Below are 25,714 nucleotides of genomic sequence, written 5' to 3' on the forward strand. Positions count from 1 at the left end.
TTGATTCTGGATGTCTTTATAATTGCACTCTTGTTATCTTTGCTGCTAAAAAGAAGAATTTTCTATTTTGACAAGCTAAAACTCAAATTGCTTTATCTTTTTCCCATTCCTTTTATCTTGCAAATCCTGCCCTGGTTCGATCAACGTTTACTTATGATAATTTCCTATTCAATTTTGTTTTTGATTTTCATTGTCAACCGTTCTATCAAAGGTTTTAAATACATCGCTATAGGTTCTTTGATGAATGCTTTTGTGATAACTCTCAACCAAGGTAAAATGCCGGTTTACGAACCACTTGCACGCTGGCTTGAGTTAAGACCTTCCTTCAGACACACTTTTTTTCCAGAGTTCAACGTCAAGTTGGTCTTAGGAGACTGGATTCCAGTAATTCTACCATGGGGCAGAAAATTTTTGATCAGCCCTGGGGATATTCTGATATACATCGGAACATTTGTGTTCTTTTTGACTGTGCTAGATGATTAAATTTTGCTCACTTCTCAAAAGCCCCACTTGTTCGCAATTCAATTTTGAATCGATACTTGTCTCCACGGTATATTGAACGAACGTACTCAATGCACCTGTTGTTGGTAGTATAGGTATAACGTTTTCGAAGCAGTGCACATGCTCCGGGATTTACAGAAAGCAATTTGGCATCGCTCGGGGAAATTTGAGTAACCTCAAACTCCTCCAACGCTCTCAAAAGCGGAATTTTGAGTTCGTTTCTGAGAAATTCATATAGGGATTCCTTCGACATATCTTTCTTCAAAATGTTTAATATTCTAACGTCCACAGAAGTGTTCAAATAAGCGCTTTCAATTGCCACAGGTTCGTCGTTCATATATCTAACTCGCTTTAAAAGTATTATCATCGTTCCCGGTTCTAAACCAAAAACCTCCACAAGTTCACTTGGAATTTCCACAAGTTTGTTCTCCAAAACCAAGGATCTAACGCTGAAGCCTTCTTCTTTTGCTTTATCGGTAAAACCTTTCAATACGTTCATTTGCTCTTCCTCTTTCCTTCCAGTGATAAAGGTGCCCCTTCCTTTTGCACGAGTTATAAAACCTTCAGAGCGAAGCTCTTCCAAAGCTCTTCTTATCGTCAAACGGCTGACATTGTAAATAGCAACCAATTCAGATTCGGGAGGAATTTTATCCCCAGGCTTGTAGATTCCATCCAAAATTTTCTGTTTAAGATCCCTGTATACCTTGTAATACAAAGGAACAGGATAATCCTTATCCACTAACAATCACCCCTAAAATGATGATACCATTTATTTTTGAGCTTTCATCAATTCTATAGCTTTCCTCAGGTTCGGCTCTTTTTGTATTATCTTCTGACATTCTTCAATATCTTTACCTGTAAGGATTGTCAAAATTGCAAGTTTTACGTTGTAACCTGCACGCTCTAAGTTTTTCTCTGCAACATCGCTGTCAACCCCGGTAACACGAGATACGATATTTTTAGCTCTTTCTTTGAGTTTTTCGTTCAAGACCATAACATCCACCATCAAATTGTCGTAAACTTTACCCATCTTTACCATCACTGTTGTGCTAATCATATTGAGAACCATCTTTTGAGCTGTCCCGGCTTTCATCCTGGTACTTCCAGCAACAACTTCCGGTCCTGTTTCAACACTTATCACGACATCGGCAAGATTGGAAAGAGTAGGTTTACCAACGTTGCAAATCAAAATTGTTTTACAACCAAGTTGCTTTGCATATCTAAGTGCTCCACCAACGTATAAAGTTCTTCCGCTTGCTGTTAACCCAACTACAATGTCTTTTGAATTCAACGAGTGCCTCTTTAAATCCTCAGCTCCAAGTTCTTCATTGTCTTCGACTCCTTCGATGGATCTTGAAAGAGCCTCATATCCTCCTGCTATAACTGGTATTACGATACCTTCTGGAAGACTATAAGTTGGAACAAGTTCAACTGCATCTATGAAAGCAACTCGGCCACTAGTTCCAGCTCCAACGTAAAAAACCCTTCCGTTTGCTTTCAAACACTCCAAAATGAGATTTACAGCTTTATCAATTTCCTTCAAAGCATCTCGAACAGCCAAGGCTACAAGCGCGTCTTCTTCGTTTATGAGCTTTAGTATCTCAATCGTTTCTTTATTGTCAAGATCTTTCGTTTTTGGATTTGGTATTTCCGTTGGCAAGTTTGATATGTTCACCTTAACACCTCCACCGGCAGTTTTCCCATTGGTTTTTCCTGACCAAGAAGAACTTTGAACAGAGCTTTTTGAGAAACTAATTCATAACCGTAAGAACAAAGACCTGAAGCTTCGACGATGAAACAATCGTATGGATTTCTCATGGCAACGATCAAGAGTTTCTCAAACCTCTTTCTCAAATGTTCAACAAGGCTTTTTTGCCACTGTTGCAGATGTGCATTCTCTGTGAAGACAACGCACCTTTTACCAGAGATCTCAGGCAATGGTTGATTTTGCTGGTGAACTACAAGTTTAGCTTTGAAAACCTTGGAAAGCTCTTTTGCCACCCATGGCACACCAGGTTCAGTTTCCTCGACTTGAACAAGCCTGCTGGTTTTCACAGTTACCACGAAATCATCTTTTTCAAGTTGCACAGGAACCATTTGATCTGGATCCTTAACCAAGGTGATCGACTTTTGTGATATTTGTTCCATTATCTTCTGATGCTGCGTCGGGTCAAAGTTAAGTTCCGCGGGAAGTTCTTTCACGCCGAACTCGTTTTTGAATCTCTTGATTCTCTCAAAACTTTCGGTAACTCGGTTCATCAGCAAAGGTTCTTTTTCGATCATTTTCATGAGATACTTCTTCGCGGCAAGTTGCAAGTCAGGTTCGTGACAAACCGTCAAAACATCCACACCAGCTTGCAAGGCTTTGACAACAGCTTCTTCGACGGAAAGGTTCTTGGTAATTCCTCCCATCAAAAGATCGTCTGCAATGATAACACCTTGAAAGTTCAACCTTTTACGAAGTAGATCTGTCACTATCTCGTGGGAAATAGTCGCTGGAATTTTCTCGTTTTGTAGCTTTGGAAGATAAATGTGTGAAGGCATTATCGATGGTATACCAGTTTTGATCAATTCGATGAATGGAACAAGTTCCCAAGAAAGCAGCTCATCAAGGCTTTTCTCCAAAACGGGCATATCAAGATGCGCATCAACGTTGACGCTGCCTTTACCTGGGAAGTGTTTCGCACAAGCAGCGACCTTTCTTGAAGCAAGCCCCTTGTAAAAAGCTTGAGCGAATCTGACTACTTTTTCTGGACTGTCGCCGAAGCTTCTGACACCGATTTCAGGGTTGTTCGGATTGTCGTTGATATCAACAACGGGTGCAAGGTTCCAGGTGATTCCGAAAGTTCTCATTTCTTCGGCAAGGATTTGTCCGGCGACAAATGCGTTGTTATCATCTTTTGTGGCAGCCAAAGCCATTGCTCCGGGACTTACGGCAAAGCCATCTCTAAGCCTTGTTACAATTCCACCTTCTTGATCTATTGCAAAAACAACATCGTTTCCAAGAACTTTTCTTACATCCTTTACAAGTTGATACAATTGCTTCGGTGATTCGATGTTTCTGGCGAAAAGTATCACAAAACCCGGTTTTATTTCTTGCAGGTGTTTGACTGTCTTGTCGTTGAATTCTTTTCCTTCGAAACCAACCATGAAAAGTTGTCCAACAACCTCCGAAAGCGTCATATTCCCAACCTCCTTTGTTTTTTTCGAAATATATCATATCACATTTTCGAGTCAATATGTCTTTACAATTGGATCTTTGATGGTATAAGATATGTACAGCAAGGGGTGTGATCGATGAAAATCTTGGTTCTTGCAAAACAGGTACCTGACACTGACAAGGTCAAAATAGACCCAAACACTGGCACGATGATCCGTGAAGGTCTTGATGCGGTTATGAACCCGCTGGACATGCATGCCCTTGAAGTCGCTTTGAGAATCAAAGAGACTACAGGTGCTCACATAACCGTTCTGAGCATGGGACCAGCAAAGACAGAAGAAATGCTCAAAGATTCACTGGCATTTGGCGTAGATCGAGCGATTCTTCTTACCGACGCAGCATTTGCTGGTTCTGATACATGGGCTACAAGCTATGTTCTTTCCGAAGCCGTCAAGAGGCTAAAGATTGAATACGATCTTGTCCTTTGCGGTGAAAAGGCAACCGATGGAGAGACCGGTCAGGTTGGAATAGAGTTTGGTGTTCTTTTGAATTTACCAATTGTGACGTACGTATCTCGGATTTTTGAGGTTTCGAAAGAATTCATTGTTGTTGAAAGAACAACTGAGGAGGCCTTTGAAAAGTGGAAGGTCAAACTCCCTGCGGTGATATCCGTTTTAAAAAGCGTTGCAGAGCCAAGATTACCAACGCTAAACGGTAAGAAGAGGGCAATGAATCAAAAGATAGAAATCTACAACGCTCAGACACTTGGCTTTAAGCCTGAAGAGATTGGGCTGAATGGTTCACCAACCAAAGTTATCAGGGTTTGCAACACCAAACTCACCAGGAACTGTAAACTTTTCGTTGGAAAAGAAACTACAGTTGGCGTAAGAAAAGTTGTAGAACTTTTGAAACCGTTTTTAAGGAAGTGATGAAAATGCTTATGGTGATAAGTAACAAGGTCGATAGAAACACGATAGAACTTTTAAGCAAAGCCTGTGAACTTGCGAATAGAAAAAACTTTGAAGTGTCATTACTGTTGATGAGTGCAATTCAAGAAAAGTTAGAGCAGTTGAAAGGATATGCCGATAATGTAATTTTAATGATCTCTAAGCAATTTGAAGTTTTCTCGCTGGATCCTTTTTTGGTAAATGCCGAAATGGTTGTAAGAAAATACCGTCCAGAGATAATCCTTTCCTCTGCCACCACCTTTGGTCGAACGTTGATGCCGGCTTTGGCTGCCAAGCTAAAAACAGGTTTAACTGCTGACTGCACCGAACTTGATATCGACGAAAAAGGAAATCTTCTTCAAACACGTCCTGCAATTGGTGGAAACGTCATGGCAACCATTGTAACTTCGACAAGACCGCAGATGGCAACAGTCAGACCAAAAGTTTTTCAGATAAATCCCCCAACAAAACAAAAAACAAAGTTCATTTTTGAGCAACCAATTTTTGTAGCTGACAGATGCGAACTTATTGGATACAAGGTTCGAGAAGAGGAAGCTAAGATCGAAGAGGCGGATGTGATAATTTCAGTTGGTAAAGGCTTAAGAAGGAAAGAAAATCTTGATGTGGTTTACAAACTTGCAAAATTTGTCAACGGAGCTGTTGGTGCAACGAGGGCCGTCGTTGAAGCAAAATGGCTTTCTTTTGATCACCAAATAGGATTAAGTGGAAAGGTTGTCAAACCGAAAATCTACATTGCGGCGGGAATATCTGGAGCTGTACAACACCTTGCGGGAATGCAGACTTCTCAAACGATCATAGCCATAAACAAAGACAGGTATGCCCCAATATTCAAAGTTGCGGATATTGGAATTGTCGCTGATGCGTATTCAATTTTGCAGCAGATTTTGGAAGCGTTGGGAGATGAGAAAAATGCGTGAATTCATAGAAAAATTGCAGCAGATAGTCGGTGTGGAAAATGTCAAAACTGATCCAGATGAACTTGAAAGGTATTCTAAGGATGAGACAAGTGAAATAGAGCATCAAACACCACTTTGTGTGGTCTTTCCAACAACGGCTGAAGAGGTCAGTCAAATAATGAAACTTGCAAACCTTTACAAAGTTCCAGTCACTCCAAGGGGCGCTGGAACAGGTTTATCGGGCGGAGCTGTACCAATAAAAGGTGGAATAGTTCTTTCGTTGGAAAAAATGAACAGAATAGTAGAAATCGACAGGGAAAACATGGTTGCGGTTGTTGAACCTGGCGTCATAACCGATGAGATTCAAAAACTCGCCGAAGAGTATGGTTTGTTCTACGCTGGTGATCCTGCAAGCAGCGAAAGTTCATCCATCGGCGGGAACGTTGCCGAAAATGCGGGTGGAGTCAAGGTGATGAAATACGGTCCAACCAGTCACCACATTTTGGGATTGGAAGTTGTCCTACCAACTGGAGAGATAGTCAACTTCGGCGGGAAAGTTTTGAAAAACGTCATGGGTTATGACATGGTGAGGTTGTTTGTCGGAAGCGAAGGAACTCTTGGAATAGTCACCAAGATCATCGTCAGGTTGATACCAAAACCAAAGTATTTTGCAACACTGCTTGTGCCGTTTGACAACGTTGAGAGGGCAGTTCTTTCGGTGCCGAAAATTCTCTCTGAATCGGGAATTTTGCCAACTTCCATAGAGCTGATGGACAAACAATCTGCTTTGATGGCTTCTACATTTTTGTCTGAAAACATTCCTCATCAAGACGCCGAATGCCATTTGATAATAGAAGTTGACGGAACAGACAAGGATGGACTTGCAAGAACCTACATAAACCTTGGTGAAAAACTGCAGCAGATGGGAGCTTTGGAAGTTTACATTGCAGACAACAGGTACCAAAGGCTGAAAATCTGGAAATTCAGAAAAGCGATAGCAGAAGGAATAATTGCCTTCAGACCAAGGCATTGTATGGAAGATGTCAGCGTGCCGATCAAAGAGATACCAAAACTGATAATGAAAACCTACGAAATCGCAGAGGAAAACAAATTAGAAGTTCTCAACTTTGGACACGTTGGAGATGGAAATGTCCATGTCACATTCTTAAAACCAGAGCAAATGAGCGAACAACTTTGGAAAGAAAATCTTGAAAAAGCTTTGGTTGATTTGTACCAAACCACAGCTAAACTTGGAGGAACGATCACAGGTGAACATGGTATAGGCATCAAAAGGAAAAAGTACCTTAGCATTTTCATGTCGAAAAATGAGTTAGATTTGATGAAAAAACTCAAACGCATTTTTGACCCCAACAACGTGTTAAATCCAGGCAAGGTGTTTGATTAAGTCTCAAAACTGCCCCCTTAGAAGTTATTCAGCCGTAAGACATACGCTTTTCAAATTTGCTTTAAGATGTTAAAGTCGACTTGCCATCATTTTGTGGAAATGGTTAAGTTTTTTGATTGTCAAATTTTTTAACTAAAATCTACTAGAGTTTGTCGATAATAATTCTGCAAGAAATATGGTAGAATAATAAAACAAAAGCGACATAGACTTGTGTTTCTCGGCGGTTATTATCAACCTCGGTCAAGCTAAGGCGGAGCTAATAACAAATTCTCTTCGATATCGCAGGGAGGCGTTAAGATGAGATCAGTTCGTGGAAAAATGCTTGTGTTGGTGCTTCTACCGGTAGTTGTTTTGCTTGCTGTTGCGGCGTTGCTGACGTATCAACAGGTGAATGCGAATTTCACAAAAACTGTGCAAGATCTCAGCAACGAAGTTGCTCAAAACGCAGCTGAAACGGTTGATCGCTGGATTGAGGGAATTCTCAGAGAAGTTAAGTTCCTTGCTGAAACAGATGCAGCAAGAAAAGCATTGGAAAGCGGTGATTGGAGCAATCTCATGGAATCATATTTACCTCCACGTCTTAAGACAAGATCTCACTTTGAAGTGTTTTTCATAGCCTATCCAGATGGAACTGCCCCAACGACAGCTGGTTCAGTTGTAAATGTGGCAGACAGACAGTACTTCATAGACATAATGAAAAACAACAAACCTTTTGCGGTAAGCAACGCTTTGATTTCAAGAGCTACCGGCGCAAAAATTTTTGTCGTTGCAGCGCCTGTCAAGTCTACAGAAGGAAAACTTCTTGGTTTGTTTGGTGCGACTGTTCTTCTTGACACTATCACGAAGATGGCTGAAAACATCAAAGTAGGTCAAGCTGGATATGGCATGATCGTCGATTCAACTGGTTTGGTGATAGCACATCCAAACAAAGATCTTGTGATGAACCTTAACGTACTTCAATCTTCAAAGGAAGGATTCAAAGGACTTGAAGAAGTTGGCAAGAAAATGCTTGCAGGTGAAACAGGTTATCAAAAAATAACGACAAAAGATGGAACTGTGGAATATCTTTTCTACAGCCCCATTGAAAGTGCTCAAGGTTGGTCTTTTGCAGTTGTAGTTCCAGAAAAACAAATTCTTGCGCCGGTGATGCAGACTGTTACAACGATTTTGATAATCTTTGCAGTCATAATAGTTGTTGCAATAATTTTGATATTCCTCACGAGCAACAGCATTTCAAAGCCTTTGAAAAGCCTTGCGACAGCTGCAGAACAGTTTGGTAAAGGAGATTTAACAGTTAAGTTTGAAGCAAAAGGTAAAGACGAGATAGCAAAGATGGCTCATGCACTTCAACAAATGGCAGATACTTTGAGAGAATCCTTCAGACAAATTAGTGAGTCATCGATGCAGGTGAACAGTTCTGCACAAAGTCTTGCAAGTACAGCCGAAGAAGTCAGTGCGACCAGTGAAGAGCTAGCAGCCCAGATGGACAATGTGAACAAGAACGCACAGAATGCATCTGCTTCGATTCAAGAAGTAACATCCGGAGTTCAAGAAGTAGCAGCAAGCGCGCAGAATGTTTCCAAGGCGGCGCAAAGTTTAACGGAGAAAGCAAGTTCAGTCAAGACAGCTGCAGACAGAGGAAACGAAGCTGTGAAAACCATAGCAAAGATGATAACAGACACAAAAGAAAGTGCTCAGAGAACAGAGAAAGTGGTTTTAGAGCTTGCGGAGAATGCCAAGAACATAGGGCAGATAGTGGAGACGATAAACAGCATAGCGGAGCAGACGAATTTATTGGCTTTGAATGCTGCGATAGAGGCGGCTAGGGCAGGTGAAGCGGGGCGAGGCTTTGCGGTTGTAGCAGATGAGATAAGGAAATTGGCAGAAGAGAGCAAGAATGCGACGCAGAGGATAAGTGAGATATTGAGTCAGATACAACAAAGTGCACAGAAGGCAAGTGGAGAGACAGTAGAAGCAGTGAAGCAGGTGGAGAAGACAGCAGAGCAATCCGTTGTGATAGAGAAAGAACTTTCGAGCATACTGAGTGAAGTTAGAGAGATAAGCGGTATGATAGAAAGCTTAGCTGCAAGTTCGCAGCAGATGAGTGCGGCGGCGGAAGAGATGAGCAGTGCGATGGACACGGCTACAAGGTCGATAACGGACATAGCACATCAGATAGACGAGATGTTGAGTGCGGTGAAGCAGCAAGCTGAGGCAAGTCAGCAGGTGAGTGGATCAAGTGAAGAGCTGAGTGCTATAGCAGAATCTTTGGTGGAGCAAGTGAAGAAGTTTAAAATATGAAAACCAACCTATGATCAGGGCGGCGCGGCTGCGCCGCTTTTTTGTTGCAACAGTATTATATAAGTAATGGCAAAGGTGTTTGTTTTCAATCACCACAACGAACGCGACCAACCAAGTTGGTTGGTTCTTTCAGACTGCAGTCCACTATATAGTATACGCTCTGAAAAAATATAACATTCGTTAATCTTTCGCTTTAATTCGGCTTTTTTGACGATTTCTTTTAAGATTTTGACCGAGTAATGATGAATTTTGAAAAAACTTGTTTTGATTTATCAAAAATGAAAAGCTACGGGTCGAAGTGCTTTAGCATAAGCAAAACTTTGAATATCAAGACTTTTCAAATTCTTCTTTCATCTGTTTCTTGAGTTGCAGAAAGTACTCCAACAACTCCAAAGACGCTTTTGCCATCGTTTCGGCAGCCTCGGGTGTAGCCTTGTCAACAAGCTCTTGACCATACTCGTGAAAGCGCCTGTGATATTCCTCTATTGCTTTCCAAGCAGAAAGATGTCCAAACTTCTTGCCACCTTCACCATAATACCATCTTCCAAACGCACAATCCGTGTGCTTGGTAATTTTTTCACCAGATCCAACCTTTGGTAAGAGGTTTCTTATAAACTTTGCATGATCATAAAGCCTTCCTGCAAGTGTGTGAATCGGCGTCTTTTCTTCCAAAGTTTTTAAAGGCTCTTCGAGAACTGGATTTGCAATCGATGCCACGAGACTGGCGTTTCCCGTACAACTTGCTCCGAAGTTTGCCATAGCAGCTAATTTTTGCGCCAGATTAGCCAAATCTTCCGCAGTTGTCGTTATCTCGTTGATATTCTGGGAAATTTCACTGACACTCTTGGATGCCTCAACTATTTTTTCCTTGCTTTCTTCTATGTTTTTGAAAATCGTGTCAACCTTGCTGGAATACTTACTAAAAGAATTGACAACCATTTCGTTGACGCGGTTGGCAGATTCTATAAGCTGCTTCAGCTCGTTTGTCAAAGTTTCAACCATCTTCACCGCATTCTTGGTGTTTGCAGCAAGTTTCCTGACTTCTTCCGCCACAACCGCAAAGCCCCTTCCATGTTCTCCTGCCCTTGCTGCCTCTATTGCAGCGTTCAACGCCAAAAGATTTGTCTGTTCTGCTATGTCTTCCACCTCTTTGCCTATCTCCGAAATCTTCATGAATCTTTGCCCTATTTCATTCAACTCACCTGTAACGTTCTCTATTCCTTCTGAGACTTCCGAAAAAAGCTTTTTCATCTCTTGCATCATTTCCATGTTTTGCTCGGCAAGAGCCGTCAGTTGGTGATGGAATGAATTTGTCTCTTCCACCGATGCGTTCACATTCTCAACGGAAGCAGTTAGTTCTTCAGTTGCAGATGCTTGTGTCTCAGCTTCGCTGGCGGTTTCATCAGCTTTGATCTTACTCCAAGTTGCCAAAAGCTCTGTGTGTGCCATCACAAAAGTTCCAACTGAAATGGAAAAATACAAATCGCCTTCTGCAACAAGTTTAGACTTTGCTGCATTATCCGCTGCACTTTCTAAACTTTCTTGCGGTGATAAAATTAAGTCAGCACTAAAATTGTTTTGTGTTTGTGTTTTTCGTTTGAAGAATGCCATCATAACACCTCCCAGAAACGATTCACATTTATATTTAGACATTTAGTGTTCATATTTTAATTAAAGTTCTTTTGCAAAAAAAAAAAACAAAAGGTTACAAAAGGATTAGCAACGTTCAATTGGATGTATGATCATTGAACTTAAGCCATAGATCTGAAGAGGGCTTTTTAGTGAAGGGTGCAAGTAGAAGAAAGATCTTTTTCATTAGATTAGACTTACTTTGGTTGTGACTAGTTGAATTTGTCAAAACGCATCTTCTTAAGCGAAAGCAGCTACGGAAGCTATTGACAAGTCAGATAATGTAACGTGAAAATCACGTTATCCATGCAAAAGCTTAACGATAAACCCACTGAACTTCTTTTTCAATCATTTTGATAAAACTTGATCCTGAAGCCTTCATTTTTTCAAATTCAAGTTGTGTGTACACAACCAGATCTACGGGAACAACCATTTGAGTCGTATCAAATTCAACAGCTCGTTTTTCAAATGGAAGTTTTGAATCTTTTACGATTATCACCACATCAAGATCGCTTCCAACACCCCAATCTCCTCGGGCATAAGAACCAAAATATCCTATTTTCACTATATCATTTCGCTTTTCAACAATTGTTTTCGCCCATTCCAGCAAGGATGAAACCACCTCATCCTTGTTGGGCCATCTTAGAACGGACGAACTCAACGATCTCGCTGGCATATTTTATCGCCTCTTCACTTTGAAGAGGTCCATAGTGTTCAAAAGGTGCTCCTTCAGGATGTCCGTTTGGATATCGTGTTGGAACATAAAAATTGTCGAGTACTTTCGCTTTTTCCAAAAGATCTTCTTCAATTTGAATCTGTTGTGGCAATTCTTTAAGAAGTCTTGATACAACATATCCCCAGACTTCTTGACCTAAGTACAAATGAAGTGCTTTAACTGCCTTTTCAGCAGCTTGATGAGCTGCAAAACAAACCCATTCGTGATCGCCGTTCTTTCTCGACATGATAGCATGATCAAGATCTCGTAAAGCCTGTTTGAGCCAATCAAAGGATCTGTTTGACATCTTGACTGACTCCCTTATTTTCTACTGATTCTCACGAAATGCTCTATCGATCTATCCCACGTTTTTTCGGCATCGTTTGGAAAATAGCAAGCAGGAAGTTCTCCGTGCGATCTGTGGTAAGCCAAGCATTCACAGCAAATGCCTTTTCTTGGACAACCAGGGTAAGAACAGTTACACCTCTTTAGGTTTTTTTCCTTGTTTACACAGTTCATCCAATCTCCCTCCTCATTCTGGTCTCAAGAATAGCTTACTCGATATCCAAAGCATTATCAAGCCGGTGAGAGCAAAGATCAGATTTATGAAAGCAAAGTATGCAAAACTCATCTCTTGTGCACCTGCTGTGAACCTCACAACCTCTGCGGCATATTTGACGGGGAGAAAGTACGAAACGTATCTTAAAGGACGTGGAAGGAAAGTTATCGGAAAATAAACTCCCGCGAAGAACACCATGACTGTATTCAAAAGCGAAGCAGCATTTGAAGCGGCGTTTGGATTTTTCAAAAGGGCAACGAGCAAAAGCCCAACTGCCATCATACCAAGTGTGATGAAAACAACGCTTGGTATCAACAAAAACCAGTTGAAATTCAAAGAGCTTTTAAAGAGTACTCTTGCGATAATTAGGGTAAAAATCAAAGAGATGAAACTGAGAATCATCCTAACGGTTGCAACCTCAAGTACCAAGAAAGATTTCTTCACACCTGTTAGAAATACTCTGCGTAAAACACCTGTTTTTCGATATCTTCCAAATACTGTTATCATCGAAAACATACCGTTTGAAAGCATCGACAAAGATAAAACACCTGTCAGCATGTAATCAAATTCACTCAATTGCTCTTTCCCTTTTGGTATTTCAAAAATATCAAATACAAGAAATGATTTCAGTTGATTCCTTTCTTTTTCCAAGAGCGCCTTGGTTGTGCTTTCAATTGTTTTAAGTTCGCCGATCAGTGAAGGATCTTCTCTGTAATAGATCTCGATTCGGTTGTCCTCTACATACAATGCAAAAGAGAATTTCCCATCTTTTATACCTTCTACTATTTGCTGTTTTGAATCCAATACAACAAGATTCCAGTTTTCCACCTTTTTCAGACTGTCAACGACGGCTTGATCTGTTGTGAAGATCGCCACAGTTCTTTTTGAGCCACCTTCATTCGAGAAGATATAGCCAAACAGAATCAAAAAGATCACTGGGAAAAACACCGTGAAGAAAAGCTCCACTTTGTTCCTAAGACTTTCTTTTATGTAAGCTTTGCCGAAGGCAAAAAAACTCTCACTCATAGCTCATCACCTTTCTAAAGTTGAGAAGGAAAACAACCAAACCAGCGATCAGCCAAATTGCAGGAACACCCCAAAGCTGTATTGAACTGAAGTTGTAAGGACTCTGACCTATGACTGTTCTGAGATTTTCAACAAGATAAGTCGTCGGCAGTGACAAGGCTATGTAGTTCATAATCTTTGGCATGCCGAAGTTCAGCACAGGAAAATAAAGGCCACCAAGGAACATAAGAAGCTGATAGCTTATCTGACAAAAAACCATGGCGGTTGAGAATTTTTTGAAAAAGGAAGCTATCATCATCCCAAAAGATAGTGAAACAAGCATCGAAAAGATCAATCTGACGATGAAGTCGAGTGATAACACCGATTTATCAACCTTGAATATCGTCAAACCAACTGAGTAAACCAACACCGCTGAAATGATCATCATGAAGGTGAAACTCAAAATCATGGAAAAGAAGTACTGTAAACCATTCGTCGGGGTTGTGTATATTCTCTTGTTGACACCTTCGGTTCTGTTGTAGATCAAGTTGAGCGAGAGGTTGAAGATACCTATGGAAAGTATCGCCATCAGGATTATTCCTGGAAAAATGTAGTTGTTGTAGTTGAACTTCGACGCTTGCCTTTGAACTGGGATTGACTGGATGACGAATTCTTCGTAAGGTCTGTTCAGTCTGGCAAAGCTTTGTCTTCCCATTTCAAGGTCAATCTGCTGAAGAACATTCTCAAGAATCTGCGTAGCTAAGGAGGATTCAAATGTGTTTGAGATTTTGTAAAGTTCAACCTTAGCAGGCGATTGTGCAAACAAAGCTCTGAACATGGCGGCGTTGAAACCAGAGGGAACGTTCAATATACAATCGATTTTTCCCTTCTTTAAGGCATCAATTGCTTCTTCAATCGATTGAAAACGGTTTATCGAGAAAGGTTCGGGATTCAACTGTGCAAGAACTTCATCCAAGATCTTGCCAAAACCGGCCGGACTTTCATTCCAAACAAGTCCAAGTCTAAAGTTTATCGAACTTGGGTTTTCCGAATACATACCAGAAAAAACGGATACGAGGATGAAAAACAGTATCAATGGAAAAATGAAGGACCAGAAAATGCCGTTGAATTCGCGTGTTTCGTTCAAAAATATGGCTTTGGCGAATTTGAAAATTTTCATGCGATCACCTCAATCTCTGAGAAGGCGACCCGTTAACTTCAGAAAAACATCCTCTAGATTTGATCGTCTTATCACGATGTTGTCGATTTTCAACTGCAACGTTTTGGATAGATCGAAAAGTTTGTGCAAGACTTCTTCCACATTTTTCGCAGGAATTTGAAGCTTGTCGTGGTTCAACAGCACCGTACCTTCCAGTTTTTCCAAAAGCTTTTCAGGTTGATCAGTCCAAAATTCTACGTAGCTTTCCATGTCAAGTGAATTTATCAGTTGATCCACAGTCCCTTCGGCGATGATCTTTCCATGGTCCATTATCAAGACATGATCTGCCAGTTTTTCGGCTTCTTCCATGTAGTGGGTTGTGAGAAAGATGGTTTTGCCAGATTTTCTGAGATCTTCAACTATTTGCCAAACGTGTCTTCTTGCCTGTGGATCCAAACCGGTCGTCGGTTCGTCAAGAAAAACGATCTTCGGATCGTTGACTAACGCAACGGCAAGACTGAGTCTTTGAAGCTGTCCACCAGACAATTCTTTGATTTTGGCTTTTGCTTTCTCTTCGAGTGCGACGAGCTCTATGAGTGATTTTATCCTTTGCTTGTCAACTTTCTTGTTGTAAAGTGCCGCAAAAAGTTCTAGGGTTTCATAAACCGTTAAGTACTCAAAAAATGCCGTTTTTTGAAGCTGAACGCCGATCATTTGCTTGATAGTCTCGTCGATTTCTTCAACCTTTTTGCCAAAGTAATATATTTCCCCAGAATCTTTCTTTCTAAGTCCTTCGAGTATTTCAATCGTTGTTGTCTTTCCTGCTCCGTTTGGTCCAAGCATGGCGACAACGGTTCCTTCTTCCACTTCAAAACTTATCCCATCCACGGCTTTAACTTGTCCGTAATATTTTTTAAGCTCTTTCACTGCTATTACTTTCACATTCTTCCCTCCATGTGATATAATAACGTAAAGCAACTAAATGGTTTCAAAGCTTGAATTTTCGTCACAACAATTTTATGACTTTGGAATCTGAAGGGGAGTTAAAAATGTTGGTGCAGGTTGTCAAAGGAGTTTTTGTCAACAGGGATCGAGTCAAGGCGATAATACCAATAGACGAAATCACTGCGAAGAACATCAAAGACGTTGCAAGTTATTCGAACAAGATGATCAACTTGACTTACGGTGCCCAAGCAAGATCTGCGTTGATCATCGACAGTGGACACATTTTGATCCTTGGTGAAAAACCTCAAAAGGTGAGGCAAAAACTCTTTAAAAAGAAAGATTCGGGTCGGCGTTGACATCCAAATTGCAGAACATTTCTCTTTCGAAAAGTTCTACTCCTGCTCTGGCTATCATCGCAGCGTTGTCTGTACACAAGCTTTTTGGGGGAATGTAGATCTCAAGACCTAGTTCTTGGGCTTTCTTTTCGAACTCTAAGCGAAGTAGTTCGTTTGCTGCAACTCCTCCACTTACAACGATTCTTCTACAGCGTTCTTGTTTTGCAGCACTTACGGTTTTTTCAACTAGTACTTCCACCACGGCTTTTTGAAAAGAGGCGGCGACGTCTTTTTTTGAAACGTTCGGATTTTTGGAAAGCGTGTACAAAACAGCCGTTTTTAAACCGGCAAAGCTGAAGTTCAAGTTTCCTTTTTCCATCAAAGCCTTTGGAAAGTCGAATTTGTTTGGATCACCGGTTTTTGCCAGTTTTTCTATGGCGGGTCCACCGGGATACCCTGCATCCAAAAGCCTTGCGACTTTGTCGAAAGCTTCACCAGCGGCATCGTCAACTGTTCTACCAAGTACCTTTGGTTTTAGAAAATCTTCCGAAAAATACATCAACTCCGTATGCCCACCTGAAACTATCAAAGCGATGAATGGAGTACTTAAGGTAGGATAAGCAAGCTTTGCAGCGTAGACATGACCAAGAAGGTGGTTCACACCGATAAGCGGTTTTTTCAAAGCTAAAGAAAGCCCTTTTGCAAAGGAAAGACCAACCAAAAGCGCTCCTATCAAACCTGGTCCTACGGTGACTGCAACTGCATCCAAGGCAAGCAAATCAATCTTTGCCTGCTTGACAGCTTGATCAAATATCACAGGCAGGTTTTTCAAGTGATGTCTTGCCGCAAGCTCTGGCACCACTCCTCCAAAGGGGGCGTGGATGGATATCTGAGAAAGAACAACGTTGGACAGAATTTCGTTGTCTTTGACTATGGCAACCGATGTTTCATCACAGGAAGTTTCAACGGCAAGTACTGTTGGCACCTATGCTATCTCCCTCATCACCAGTCTTGGTTTTTCTTTTCCTTCGACGACTTCTTTCGTTATTATGACCTTTTCGACATTTCTGTTTGAAGGTACTTCGAACATTACATCGATCATGATTTCTTCTATCACGCTTTTCAACGCCCTTGCACCCGTACCTCTTGCCAAAGCCTTTCGAGCTATGGCATAAAGGGCATCCTTTGTTATTTCAAGCTGTATGTTGTCTATCTCAAGAAGTTTTCTGTACTGCTTGACAATGGCGTTCTTGGGTTCTTCCAGGATTCTAACCAAATCTTCCTCGGTCAAATCGCTCAACGGAGCTATAACTGGAAATCTTCCAACGAACTCGGGGATCATACCGTACTGAACCAGATCATCTGGCGTAACGTGCGCTAGAATTTCTCCTAGTCTCATTTGTTTCTTACTTTTTATCTCCGCACCAAATCCCATCGAAGAGCTCATGATCCTTCGCTTGATTATTTCCTCAAGCCCATCGAAAGCCCCACCGACTATGAAGAGAATGTTCGTCGTGTCCACCTTGATGAATTCTTGGTATGGATGCTTTCTACCGCCTTGCGGTGGTACGTTGGCTATGGTACCTTCGACGATTTTCAACAAAGCCTGTTGAACACCTTCTCCAGAAACGTCTCTTGTGATAGATGGATTTGGCGATTTTCTGGCGATCTTGTCTATTTCGTCTATGTAAATTATTCCGTATTGAGCGCGCTCTATATCAAAGTTTGCAGCTTCAAGAAGCCTTAAAACAACATTTTCTACGTCTTCTCCCACGTAGCCAGCCTCAGTCAACGGTGTGGCATCTGCAATTGCAAACGGCACATCCAAGATCTTTGCCAAAACTCTTGCGATAAGGGTTTTACCGCTACCAGTTGGACCGATCAACATGATGTTGGATTTTTCTATCTCAACATCGTCACATTCTGCAAGGTGAAATACCCTTTTGTAATGGTTGTAAACCGCGACGGAAACGACTTTTTTCGCATATTCTTGACCTATGACGTATTTGTCAAGCTCTGCCTTTATTTGAGCTGGTGTTGGAAGCTGACGTGGTCCTCCTCTTTTTATTCTTTTGTCGGTTTTCAAAAGGTCGTGGAAAAGTTCAACACATTCGCTGCATATGTAAGCAGATGGTCCAGCTATTAACTTACCAACTGTGCTTGCAGGTCTTCCACAAAAGGAACAAAACTTTTCCGGCAACTTTTGACCCCTCCATTTGAAAATTTTCCAAATTTCATTTTAGTATGTTTTTGCAACTTTTTAGTTAATGAATTTTCACAAGTTTTCGTCTCACATTTGGCTTTGTTCGATGTTCCAAAGTTTAACCGATAGATCTTCCTGCTTTTGCCAAAAACCGTCTAGCAATCCTTTAAAGGAAAGTCTTCCAAGTTCTTTTTTGAGCCATTCTGGTACAACGGCTGGACCGCTTTTTGCCAAAGCCGTTCCCGGTAGCGGCATGAAGGTGTGGGCATGGATTTTGCAGCCCACTTTGATGAGTTTTTTGATCATCTCAAGCGTTTGTTTTCTATCTTCGTCGGTTTCAAAAGGAAACCCAAAGATGAAGTCAACCGATGGCTGAAATCCATTTTGCAGTATTATTTCGACCGCTTCAAACACCTTTTTAGAATCGTGACCACGTTTTATTTTCTTAAGAATCTCATCGCTTCCGCTTTGCGCACCTATCTTTATAGATTTGTTGTTCACGTATTTTTTTATCACTTTCATCATTTCGTCGGTGACAGACTCGGGTCTGACGTCCGAAGGGAAAGTTCCAAAGTATATTTCTCGAATGCCGACTTTTTTCAGGCTGAACAAAAGTTCATCAACCAAAGGGGGGTTTGGTGTTATCCCGTCTTTTGAACCGTATCCAAAGGCATTTGGTGATATGAACCTAACGATGTACTTTCCTTTTTCAACCCCAAGTTTGCTGTAGTAAACTATGCTTTCAACGCTTCTGTGCCTAGGTTTTCTACCGGATATCAACGGTGTTGCACAGTAGGCGCATGAAAATGGGCATCCTCTTGTGATTTCGATCGGCATGAAAAGATTCATATCCGCACAGAAGGGTGGATAGTCGTCGAGGTTTACTCTGTCAGTTATTCCATCGAAAATCTTGTTGTCTTTTCCAAGAAGAAAATCAAGCAAGTTTTTCTCTCCATCACCAAGAAAAACTGCGTCGAAACCAAGTTTTATGCAATCTCTAGCCGCCGCGGTTACGTGTGGCCCACCGGCTATCACTTTGTACCCTTTGGCTTTTAAAGTTTCAACCTCTTTTTTCACCCAATCGACGTCGAAGGACATAAAAGAATAGGCAACGATAGAATCGGTTGGATATGAGAGAATTTCCTTCAAACTTTTTGCAAGGTGGATTTTCACATCCACCTTGTTGTATATCGCGGCAATCAATGGTATTACGCTGTAGCGGTTTGTCTTTGTCAGGCGAAAGATGAGGTTCAACCGTTTAAACCCCCATGTAGGTGAAAAACCAACTTAAGAACATTTCGAAAATCAAAAGGGGTCTGGTGGAGGTTTTTACCTCAAGGTCAACCAAATACAACCTTAGGAAGACTTCCTCAAGTTTTTCTGGGGTGTAAATCTCAACGTGGTTCACGGCAGTGTGTGATTGTGCTTTGAACTCGAATCCAAGAAATTTTGCAAGTCGTGGTATCGGCATAGAAAGGATGGTTGAATAATTTTTCAAATCCGGCCAAGTGTATTTGCTTTTTCGCTGAACTGAGATGATTACCTTGAAAAGATCCAAGAAGTGTTTTGCCAAAGCCGCACAGATCAGAATTGGTTCGTACTCTTCAAAACATCCTTTGGCAAGCTTGAAAGCTTCCACTTTGTTCAAACTCGATATGGCAAAGCACAATTCGTCTATCTGCGCCTTCGAATAATCAAAGGTGATTTTTTCCACTAGCTCTTCATCGACAAATTGGCCAACGTTGCTGAGTTTTTCTATTTCCCTTTCTATCACAAGATCGTTGAAGCCTGTTAGCTTCAAAAACTTTCTAACGGCTTTTTCGTCAAATTTCAAGCCGTGTTTTGCAAACCTTTTTTTGGTGTACTCTAACCACTCTTCATCTTGCCAAGGTTTTGGAAGCTCAAGGAGAACCGTTTCAACGTCCTTTATAGGCTGAAGCGTTCGAATCACAACTTTCACACTTGGATTTTTAACGGCTTCCTTGATGAAAGAATCTTTTTCCGATTTTTTCCAATCGTCGAAATCGACGACGTCTATCAGACAATTTGGAATTAAGAAATTCGCTTGTTGAAGCATTGCAAAGGCTTTTTCGGCCTGCGAGGAATCCACAGGTATCCTCTGCAGTTTTTCTTTTTCACAAAGATTTTTCACGTACTCATCCTTCAAGACTTGAGCATCTCCAGCTAGGCAAATAAGCGCCATTTATGTTCACCTTCTAAAGTTTTCTGAAAAAGTTACTCATTGGAAGGTTTAACTCATAGCCCAAGGTGACCTTACTCAATTTTATCACCGGTGGAAGTTGCTTTCTTTTGTATTCGCTTGTTCTCAGCATATTGTAGACTTCTTCGACTGTTTTTTCATCGAACCCCAGTTCAACTATTTGGTCCTTACTTTTTCCTTCTTCTATGTATAGTCGAAGTATTGAGTCTAGTACATCGTAAGGAGGAAGTTTTTCCTGATCGTACTGTCCAGGCCTTAACTCGGCTGTCGGTGGTTTTATAAAAACTCTTTCTGGTATGACCTTTTTTACATTTTCGTTGTACCACCTTGCGACTTTGTACACATCGGTTTTGTAAAGATCTCCGATGACTTCCAACGCGCCAACGGTATCACCGTAAAGTGTACAATAACCAACAGAAGCTTCGCTTTTGTTACCGGTTGCAAGTATCATCCAACCAAACCTGTTTGACAGCGTCATGAGTATGGTTCCCCTGATCCTCGATTGCAAATTTTCTTCGGCAACGGTTAATCTGTCATCCTTCACTATTTCTCTCAAGCTTTCAACGAAGGTTTCAAAAATAGGTTTTATTGGAACTGTGAAAATTTTTATACCAAGGTTTTCAGCCAAAGTTAAAGCATCTTCTATGCTTTCTTTGGATGTGAATTGTGATGGCATCAAGATTCCAAAGACGTTTTCCTTTCCCAAAGCTTCAACGGCTATTACTGCAACAAGCGAAGAGTCGATCCCTCCGCTCAGTCCAACTGCTGCTTGCAAAAAGCCGTTCTTTCTAGCGTAGTCTCTTACACCAACCTTTAACGCGTTGAAAATTTGTTCTTCAAAAGATGAGAAAGAGTTGTTGGAAAATTTTTCATCGGTATCGACAACAAAAATGGTTTCTTCAAATTGTGGTGCTTTTTCATAAGTTTGATCAAACTTGACAGCAAAGCTTTGTCCGTCAAATACTAAACCGTCCTGTGCTCCGGCAAGGTTGACTTGAACAACCGTTGAGTTGCACTTAGCTGCAACTTTTTTAAGGAAAGAGAGTGCCTCAAAACCACAATCAGCGTGGTAAATCCGCACGCAGGGATTTATCATCAAACTTTTGGTTGGACCTTCTTCTAACTTATCTGTATCGACGCAAACAAAAAGCTTTTCATTTTCATAGTCTATTGTAAGGAAAGGCGTTCCTTTAGTGAAATAAATGTTTTCGTCGAAAAAAGGATATTTTTCAAGATTTGCTTTACCGCAGAATCCCAAGATTTTTCCTCTTTTTATCGCTAAGCATCCGACTTGACGTTTTTCTTCAACGACAAAGGGTGTACCAAGGATTACCAAACAATCACTGTCAGAAGTTTGTTGAACCACCGCTTGTAAATTTTTCTGAAGCTGTTTCCATAAACTGTCGTATTTAAGCAAATCCTTTGGTGGAAAACCAGTGGTGCTGTAAAGTGGAAAAACCACAATTTCTTCCTTTGCTTCAGCTATGATTTTTGTTATTTTTTGAAAGTTTGCTTCCAAATCCCCCAAAACGGCATTGATTTGGCCAACGGTGATCTTCACGGCTTTTCACCATTCCTTTTTTATACTTTTAACCTGTGAAACGAGTGAATCTATTCTAGCCTCAACAGAAGGTGAAAATGGATTGCCATCGACTTCTATGGCGATGAACGGTAGTGGTTTATTTTCCAACTTACCTTTTTCTTCCAAAGCTTTCTTTATTATGGCTTCGGCGATTCTGCTTGGCATACACGCAAATGGTCCTATCAATATGACTCCATCGTAATATTCTCCTACTTCGGTGATGGTTGCACCGATTGTTAAGATTGCTTCTCCAGTCAAGCTTGGATTGAGGTATTTGGATGCAGCCTCAACCAGGTGTTTTACATCCACCATCCTGGTATCGGATATACCTGCGGATGCAAAGATTGACTTGACGCGCCATTCGAAGAACTTTTTCACCCAGACTTCGACAAGTTTTTTGAGCCTTTGAAGCCAGGTAGAGTTTTTGCTTGTGAGTTTTTTCAAGAATATGTAATCGGTGTAATAAATCCACTCATGCACTGGAGAAATTTGGAGAATCACGCCTTCCTCGGCGAAAATCTTTTCAAGGTTTTTCCGGCTGAACTCGTCCCACCTTACATAGATTTCACCGGTGAGCAAAACCTTTGGTGCTTCTTGGTAGTCTTTTGACAGATTCAAACTCTTGAGATCTTTTGCGATCAACTTCAAGGTTTTGAATATCTTAGGAATACTTTCGCTTTTCAAGGCGTTCAGTATCATTTTCTCGTGCTTGGCTATCAAAGCTGCTCTTTTTTCTTCGTCTTTGCAAAGTGTTAGCAGAGCGTTCTTTATGTTCGAATAAACGTCGGCTATCAGTATGGCTATCCAGGCTCTCAAGGTGAACTTTATCCCCAAACCGCCGTAGGCGTTTTCAGAATTTAAAGAGAGCAAAGCAACATCTTGTGCGTTGTTCTCTTTAAGCCAAGTTTTCATAAAGATACTGTATTGGCCAAATCTGCATGGGCCACTTGTCGTTGGCATGAAGTACAGTGTTAACTCAGAATCTGGACGTTCTGAAAGATACCTTATCAAACTTCCCAGAGTGAGTTGTAGCGGCAGACATTCTTTTGCAAGTGAATTCCCCCTTCCTATTTTGTATTCAATCTCACCCATCGGTGGACAAACATACGTCTTTATGCCGAATTTTTCGAAAACTGAAGCCAAACATGACGCTCCAAAGGCTCCCATTGTTGGAAAGACCAACCTGACCCTTTCGTCAGTCCACGGTATCGTTTGACCGTTTTTCTTGATGAAAACGCCGGATTTGTCAATCCGCACATCCATGAATTTCTTGGATTCAACATCATTTTTGATGCCTTTTTCCCTGCGCAGGTTGATGATGTCGAAAAACGCTTCGAGCCTGGTTTCAATACCTGTGTCTGAACTGTGACTGTCAAGTTCGAGTATCAAAGCCGGTTTTCCTTTCATGATGTATTTGAAGTAAGTGAGCACGAAAGAATCCGGACCGCAGCTGAAGTTGGTTATGTAAACCGGATACAGGTTTGGATGTTTTTTGACAAACCTTGCGGCTTTTAGTATCATCTCGCCCCATGCCCAGTACATGTTTTCAAAACCTTCTTCTTCCTCGAAAGGCAAAGCGTCAAAGCTTATCACTGGATAACCGTAGCTTGCAATCTTCTTTGTAACGTTCAAATTTGCAAACCTTGAAAAAGCGTTGTAAGACCTTCCAAAGATTACTATCCCAACTTTGTCTTCCGTTTCTTTTAAAAATCTTCTCCCAAGTTCTTTTAACTTTTCCTCATACTCGCGTTGTTTTTGAACGGCTTTTAAAAACGCCTGTTTAACCTGTGATCTGTCTATTCCAAGTGGTTTGAACATCTCAACCAATTCTTGTAGGATTTTTTCATCTGGATCGGTGAAGTCAATTCTGCAGGTTAAAATTTTGAATTTCTCAAGGTTTGGTAAATCGGCTAAAAGCCAGTCAAGTTCACTTTGCACAAACGGACATACAGAACCTTTCGTTGGAGAATTTTTCACTTTCAAAGCACGGATCCTTGGTACAAATATGTAATCGGGATTTTTCTTCATCAAAGAAAGCATAAAGCCATGTGACAATTCAACGGGAAAACAAAATTCTGACCCCATGTAGTCTGCTGCGTTTTCCTCTGGTTTATCCGGTAAAATCACTTCGAAGCCAAGTTCCGTGAACAAAGTGGAGAAGAATGGGAAATAACTGTTCATGACGAACGAGCGACTAATGCCAACGGAAGCTTTTCTTTGTTTTGGTTTTTCGGTTTGAAACAGCGTTTCCTCTCTAAGTTCTGTGTAATCAACTGCCTGATCGCGGTCGTGTATTCTTATAGTTTCGTACTTGTTGCATGCCCCACCGAATGGTATCTTTTTTCCGTCTATTTCAAGCACTGTTATTGTGCACTTTCTATCGCACTTTGTGCTTCCCCCACTGCAAACAAATGGTTTAAGATACTTCACATCTCTAGCTATAAGTTCGTCAAGGTTGAAAAGCTGCTTTTGCAAAACACCTTTTTCGATATTTTCCAAAGTTATTAGTGCCACCCCATAAGCACCCATGAGCCCAGGTTCTGGTGGAACTATCACCTCTTTTCCGGTTAAAGCTGCCATGGCGTACGGTACCGCTTTGTTGTAACACGTTCCACCTTGAACGAACAGTTTTTTACCAACAGGTCTGTTGCCCTTGACCCTGTTGATGTAATTCATGCACACCGAGTAAACCAATCCGGCGCATATGTCTTCACGGCTTATGCCTTCTTGAATGGCTGTTTTTATGTCACTGCCTATGAACGCTGCACATTGATCGCTAAAATTGGGTGGATTTGTGGCTTTCAACGCATAATCGGCTATTTCGGTGTAGTGTATGTTGAGCGATTCTTTTGCTGCTTCTTCCAAAAACGAGCCAGTTCCAGCTGAACAAGCCTCGTTCATGGCGTAATCATATGGAATGCCATCGCTTAAATAGGTGTATTTTGCATCTTGACCGCCTATTTCAAATATCGTATCGACGTCTTTGTCAAAGAAGGCCGCTGCCTTTGCGTGTGCCATTATCTCGTTGTATATGGCTTTCGTTTGTGCATGCAAGCCAACAATTTTTCTACCAGATCCTGTAATACCAACGCCGACGATTTTTATGGGAACGTTGATTTGCTTTCTTATTTCTTCATAGCACCTTTTCGCCGCTCCAATTGGATCACCAAGGGTTCTAAGGTAGCTGCTGGCGACGATCTTTTTGTCCTTAACCTTTATAAGAACAGCTTTTGTCGTTGTAGAACCAACGTCCACACCGAGTATGCATTCGTCGTCCTTTTCAAGCACCCCGCGTTCCATTTGCTTGAAGTGAACGAAAGATTCAAAATCCGTCAAGGGTTCTAGTCTGCTAAAAGTGGAAGGCAATTTTGTTGGAATCAAGGTGGATTTTTTCACAGGTGTTTTGACGTTTTCCTTAGCCCACAGGTAAGCTCCCAATGCTTCAAAGTAAGTTGATTCGTTTGGAATGGTGATTTCAAGTGAGCCGTTGAGATGTTTTAACATCAACTTGTTTTTGGAGGCACCACCAACCATCAAAATTTTCTTCACTTTAGCAACGTGTGCAAGTTGTAAAATCTTGTCAGCCATTACTTTACCAAGACCGTTCAAAACGGCTTCCTTTGGTATTCCCCTGTTCAAAGCATGCGTGCAATCGCTTTTGCAAAAAACTGTGCAACGAGTTGACAGTCTGTAAGTAGCGTCGGAGTGGTTAAAGTTATCAAGTTCTGAAAGATCTATACCCATTCTCTTGAGTTGTTGGACAAAAAAATCTCCCGTGCCAGAGGCGCATTTGCTGCCAGTGTAAACTCCAACGATGTTTCCGCGTTTGTCGAGTTTGTACAGTATGAAATTCTCTCCACCTGCGGTCACTATTGCCTCATGCTCTCCGTACTTTGATTTCAAATAGTTGTAAGCCCTCAAGCAAGCTTCTGTTTCGGATATCCTCGGGGCGTTGAAAAATTTTCTCAATTTTCTTCCAGTCACAGCGATGAACAAGTCTTCGGGCAAATTTTCCAATATTTGTCTTACAACTTTTATGGGATCACCGTTGTGGGGAATCCAGATTTTTGGTCCAGAATCCGAATAAGCGGATATGCTACTTGATCCGACGCACAGCCCTATTTTCATCG

General features: G+C 41.3%; 22 protein-coding genes. 6 read left to right on the plus strand and 16 right to left on the minus strand.

The window, feature by feature from the left end; translation table 11 throughout:
* Complete coding sequence (locus THETH_RS01705; protein WP_013931661.1) at nucleotides 1-483, plus strand: DUF5317 domain-containing protein; 483 nt, start codon at nucleotides 1-3, stop codon at nucleotides 481-483.
* Nucleotides 484-490: 7 nt separating this feature from the next.
* Here the strand turns inward: THETH_RS01705 and THETH_RS01710 are convergent, their stop codons facing one another.
* The 3 genes from THETH_RS01710 to nagZ are packed head-to-tail and all read right to left on the minus strand — an operon-like array spanning nucleotide 491 to nucleotide 3,684.
* Entirely contained in the window at nucleotides 491-1,240 is a 750-nt protein-coding gene (locus THETH_RS01710) for a GntR family transcriptional regulator (RefSeq protein WP_013931662.1), read from the minus strand.
* A 30-nt stretch (nucleotides 1,241-1,270) separates the two neighbouring features.
* Entirely contained in the window at nucleotides 1,271-2,176 is a 906-nt protein-coding gene (murQ, locus tag THETH_RS01715) for an N-acetylmuramic acid 6-phosphate etherase (protein WP_013931663.1), read from the minus strand.
* Nucleotides 2,173-3,684 (minus strand): beta-N-acetylhexosaminidase, encoded by a 1,512-nt coding sequence (gene nagZ, locus THETH_RS01720; RefSeq protein ID WP_013931664.1) that lies wholly within the window; start codon nucleotides 3,682-3,684, stop codon nucleotides 2,173-2,175. Before nagZ ends, murQ begins: the two co-directional genes overlap by 4 nt.
* A gap of 114 nt (nucleotides 3,685-3,798) precedes the next feature.
* Here nagZ and THETH_RS01725 point away from each other — a divergent pair, with 114 nt between their 5' ends.
* From THETH_RS01725 to THETH_RS01740, 4 genes are all read left to right on the plus strand, one after another.
* Nucleotides 3,799-4,590 (plus strand): electron transfer flavoprotein subunit beta/FixA family protein, encoded by a 792-nt coding sequence (locus THETH_RS01725; RefSeq protein ID WP_013931665.1) that lies wholly within the window; start codon nucleotides 3,799-3,801, stop codon nucleotides 4,588-4,590.
* A 5-nt stretch (nucleotides 4,591-4,595) separates the two neighbouring features.
* The gene (locus tag THETH_RS01730; protein ID WP_013931666.1) at nucleotides 4,596-5,546 is read left to right on the plus strand and encodes an electron transfer flavoprotein subunit alpha/FixB family protein; all 951 of its coding nucleotides are present in this window, start codon (nucleotides 4,596-4,598) and stop codon (nucleotides 5,544-5,546) included.
* A complete protein-coding gene (locus THETH_RS01735; protein ID WP_013931667.1) occupies nucleotides 5,539-6,930 on the plus strand; it encodes an FAD-binding oxidoreductase in 1,392 nt (463 codons plus the stop codon). The genes THETH_RS01730 and THETH_RS01735 overlap by 8 nt, the downstream gene beginning before the upstream one ends.
* A 297-nt stretch (nucleotides 6,931-7,227) precedes the next feature.
* Nucleotides 7,228-9,231, plus strand: a complete 2,004-nt coding sequence (locus tag THETH_RS01740; RefSeq protein ID WP_013931668.1) for a methyl-accepting chemotaxis protein — start codon at nucleotides 7,228-7,230, stop codon at nucleotides 9,229-9,231.
* 327 nt (nucleotides 9,232-9,558) lie between these two features.
* On the opposite strand, the gene THETH_RS01745 is transcribed toward THETH_RS01740, so the two are convergent.
* The 7 genes from THETH_RS01745 to THETH_RS01775 form a co-directional block, all read right to left on the minus strand.
* Nucleotides 9,559-10,842, minus strand: a complete 1,284-nt coding sequence (locus THETH_RS01745; protein ID WP_013931669.1) for a methyl-accepting chemotaxis protein — start codon at nucleotides 10,840-10,842, stop codon at nucleotides 9,559-9,561.
* Nucleotides 10,843-11,176: 334 nt separating this feature from the next.
* A complete protein-coding gene (locus tag THETH_RS01750) occupies nucleotides 11,177-11,470 on the minus strand; it encodes a nucleotidyltransferase domain-containing protein (RefSeq protein ID WP_211205275.1) in 294 nt (97 codons plus the stop codon).
* Between the two features lie 13 nt (nucleotides 11,471-11,483).
* Nucleotides 11,484-11,882 (minus strand): HEPN domain-containing protein, encoded by a 399-nt coding sequence (locus THETH_RS01755; RefSeq protein ID WP_013931671.1) that lies wholly within the window; start codon nucleotides 11,880-11,882, stop codon nucleotides 11,484-11,486.
* A gap of 14 nt (nucleotides 11,883-11,896) precedes the next feature.
* Entirely contained in the window at nucleotides 11,897-12,094 is a 198-nt protein-coding gene (locus THETH_RS01760) for a DUF6485 family protein (RefSeq protein ID WP_013931672.1), read from the minus strand.
* A gap of 13 nt (nucleotides 12,095-12,107) precedes the next feature.
* Nucleotides 12,108-13,160, minus strand: coding sequence for an ABC transporter permease (locus THETH_RS01765; RefSeq protein WP_013931673.1), 1,053 nt, complete (start codon nucleotides 13,158-13,160; stop codon nucleotides 12,108-12,110).
* Nucleotides 13,153-14,319 carry an ABC transporter permease gene (locus THETH_RS01770; protein ID WP_013931674.1) on the minus strand — a complete coding sequence of 389 codons (1,167 nt, stop codon included), beginning with the start codon at nucleotides 14,317-14,319 and terminating at the stop codon, nucleotides 13,153-13,155. The genes THETH_RS01765 and THETH_RS01770 overlap by 8 nt, the downstream gene beginning before the upstream one ends.
* A 9-nt stretch (nucleotides 14,320-14,328) precedes the next feature.
* On the minus strand, nucleotides 14,329-15,240 hold the full coding sequence (locus THETH_RS01775; protein WP_013931675.1) for an ABC transporter ATP-binding protein: 912 nt from the start codon (nucleotides 15,238-15,240) through the stop codon (nucleotides 14,329-14,331).
* 107 nt (nucleotides 15,241-15,347) lie between these two features.
* Here THETH_RS01775 and THETH_RS01780 point away from each other — a divergent pair, with 107 nt between their 5' ends.
* A complete protein-coding gene (locus THETH_RS01780) occupies nucleotides 15,348-15,599 on the plus strand; it encodes a DUF370 domain-containing protein (protein ID WP_013931676.1) in 252 nt (83 codons plus the stop codon).
* Here THETH_RS01780 and tsaD read toward each other — a convergent pair.
* The 6 genes from tsaD to THETH_RS01810 all read right to left on the minus strand — a co-directional run bounded on the left by tsaD (nucleotide 15,571) and on the right by THETH_RS01810 (nucleotide 25,712).
* Nucleotides 15,571-16,563 carry a tRNA (adenosine(37)-N6)-threonylcarbamoyltransferase complex transferase subunit TsaD gene (gene tsaD, locus THETH_RS01785; RefSeq protein ID WP_013931677.1) on the minus strand — a complete coding sequence of 331 codons (993 nt, stop codon included), beginning with the start codon at nucleotides 16,561-16,563 and terminating at the stop codon, nucleotides 15,571-15,573. The genes THETH_RS01780 and tsaD overlap by 29 nt on opposite strands.
* A complete protein-coding gene (gene clpX / locus THETH_RS01790) occupies nucleotides 16,564-17,778 on the minus strand; it encodes an ATP-dependent Clp protease ATP-binding subunit ClpX (protein ID WP_013931678.1) in 1,215 nt (404 codons plus the stop codon).
* Between the two features lie 90 nt (nucleotides 17,779-17,868).
* Nucleotides 17,869-19,035 carry a TIGR04013 family B12-binding domain/radical SAM domain-containing protein gene (locus THETH_RS01795; protein WP_013931679.1) on the minus strand — a complete coding sequence of 389 codons (1,167 nt, stop codon included), beginning with the start codon at nucleotides 19,033-19,035 and terminating at the stop codon, nucleotides 17,869-17,871.
* 4 nt (nucleotides 19,036-19,039) lie between these two features.
* Entirely contained in the window at nucleotides 19,040-19,984 is a 945-nt protein-coding gene (locus THETH_RS01800; protein WP_013931680.1) for a DNA polymerase III subunit delta, read from the minus strand.
* A 13-nt stretch (nucleotides 19,985-19,997) separates the two neighbouring features.
* On the minus strand, nucleotides 19,998-21,563 hold the full coding sequence (locus tag THETH_RS01805; protein WP_013931681.1) for an NAD+ synthase: 1,566 nt from the start codon (nucleotides 21,561-21,563) through the stop codon (nucleotides 19,998-20,000).
* 6 nt (nucleotides 21,564-21,569) lie between these two features.
* On the minus strand, nucleotides 21,570-25,712 hold the full coding sequence (locus THETH_RS01810) for an acyl-CoA dehydratase activase (protein ID WP_013931682.1): 4,143 nt from the start codon (nucleotides 25,710-25,712) through the stop codon (nucleotides 21,570-21,572).
* Nucleotides 25,713-25,714: the final 2 nt, after the last annotated feature.

This window comes from Pseudothermotoga thermarum DSM 5069, from assembly GCF_000217815.1.
In the GTDB taxonomy this organism is placed as follows: domain Bacteria; phylum Thermotogota; class Thermotogae; order Thermotogales; family DSM-5069; genus Pseudothermotoga; species Pseudothermotoga thermarum.

Excerpts from the sequence above, each read along its gene's own strand:
- THETH_RS01765 (WP_013931673.1), bottom strand. The coding sequence starts at position 13,160 with ATGAGTGAGAGTTTTTTTGCCTTCGGCAAAGCTTACATAAAAGAAAGT.
- THETH_RS01770 (WP_013931674.1), bottom strand. The coding sequence starts at position 14,319 with ATGAAAATTTTCAAATTCGCCAAAGCCATATTTTTGAACGAAACACGC.
- THETH_RS01735 (WP_013931667.1), top strand. The coding sequence starts at position 5,539 with ATGCGTGAATTCATAGAAAAATTGCAGCAGATAGTCGGTGTGGAAAAT.
- THETH_RS01780 (WP_013931676.1), top strand. The coding sequence starts at position 15,348 with ATGTTGGTGCAGGTTGTCAAAGGAGTTTTTGTCAACAGGGATCGAGTC.
- THETH_RS01745 (WP_013931669.1), bottom strand. The coding sequence starts at position 10,842 with ATGGCATTCTTCAAACGAAAAACACAAACACAAAACAATTTTAGTGCT.
- THETH_RS01760 (WP_013931672.1), bottom strand. The coding sequence starts at position 12,094 with ATGAACTGTGTAAACAAGGAAAAAAACCTAAAGAGGTGTAACTGTTCT.
- THETH_RS01800 (WP_013931680.1), bottom strand. The coding sequence starts at position 19,984 with ATGGCGCTTATTTGCCTAGCTGGAGATGCTCAAGTCTTGAAGGATGAG.
- THETH_RS01740 (WP_013931668.1), top strand. The coding sequence starts at position 7,228 with ATGAGATCAGTTCGTGGAAAAATGCTTGTGTTGGTGCTTCTACCGGTA.
- THETH_RS01730 (WP_013931666.1), top strand. The coding sequence starts at position 4,596 with ATGCTTATGGTGATAAGTAACAAGGTCGATAGAAACACGATAGAACTT.
- THETH_RS01725 (WP_013931665.1), top strand. The coding sequence starts at position 3,799 with ATGAAAATCTTGGTTCTTGCAAAACAGGTACCTGACACTGACAAGGTC.
- THETH_RS01755 (WP_013931671.1), bottom strand. The coding sequence starts at position 11,882 with ATGTCAAACAGATCCTTTGATTGGCTCAAACAGGCTTTACGAGATCTT.
- nagZ (WP_013931664.1), bottom strand. The coding sequence starts at position 3,684 with ATGACGCTTTCGGAGGTTGTTGGACAACTTTTCATGGTTGGTTTCGAA.
- THETH_RS01810 (WP_013931682.1), bottom strand. The coding sequence starts at position 25,712 with ATGAAAATAGGGCTGTGCGTCGGATCAAGTAGCATATCCGCTTATTCG.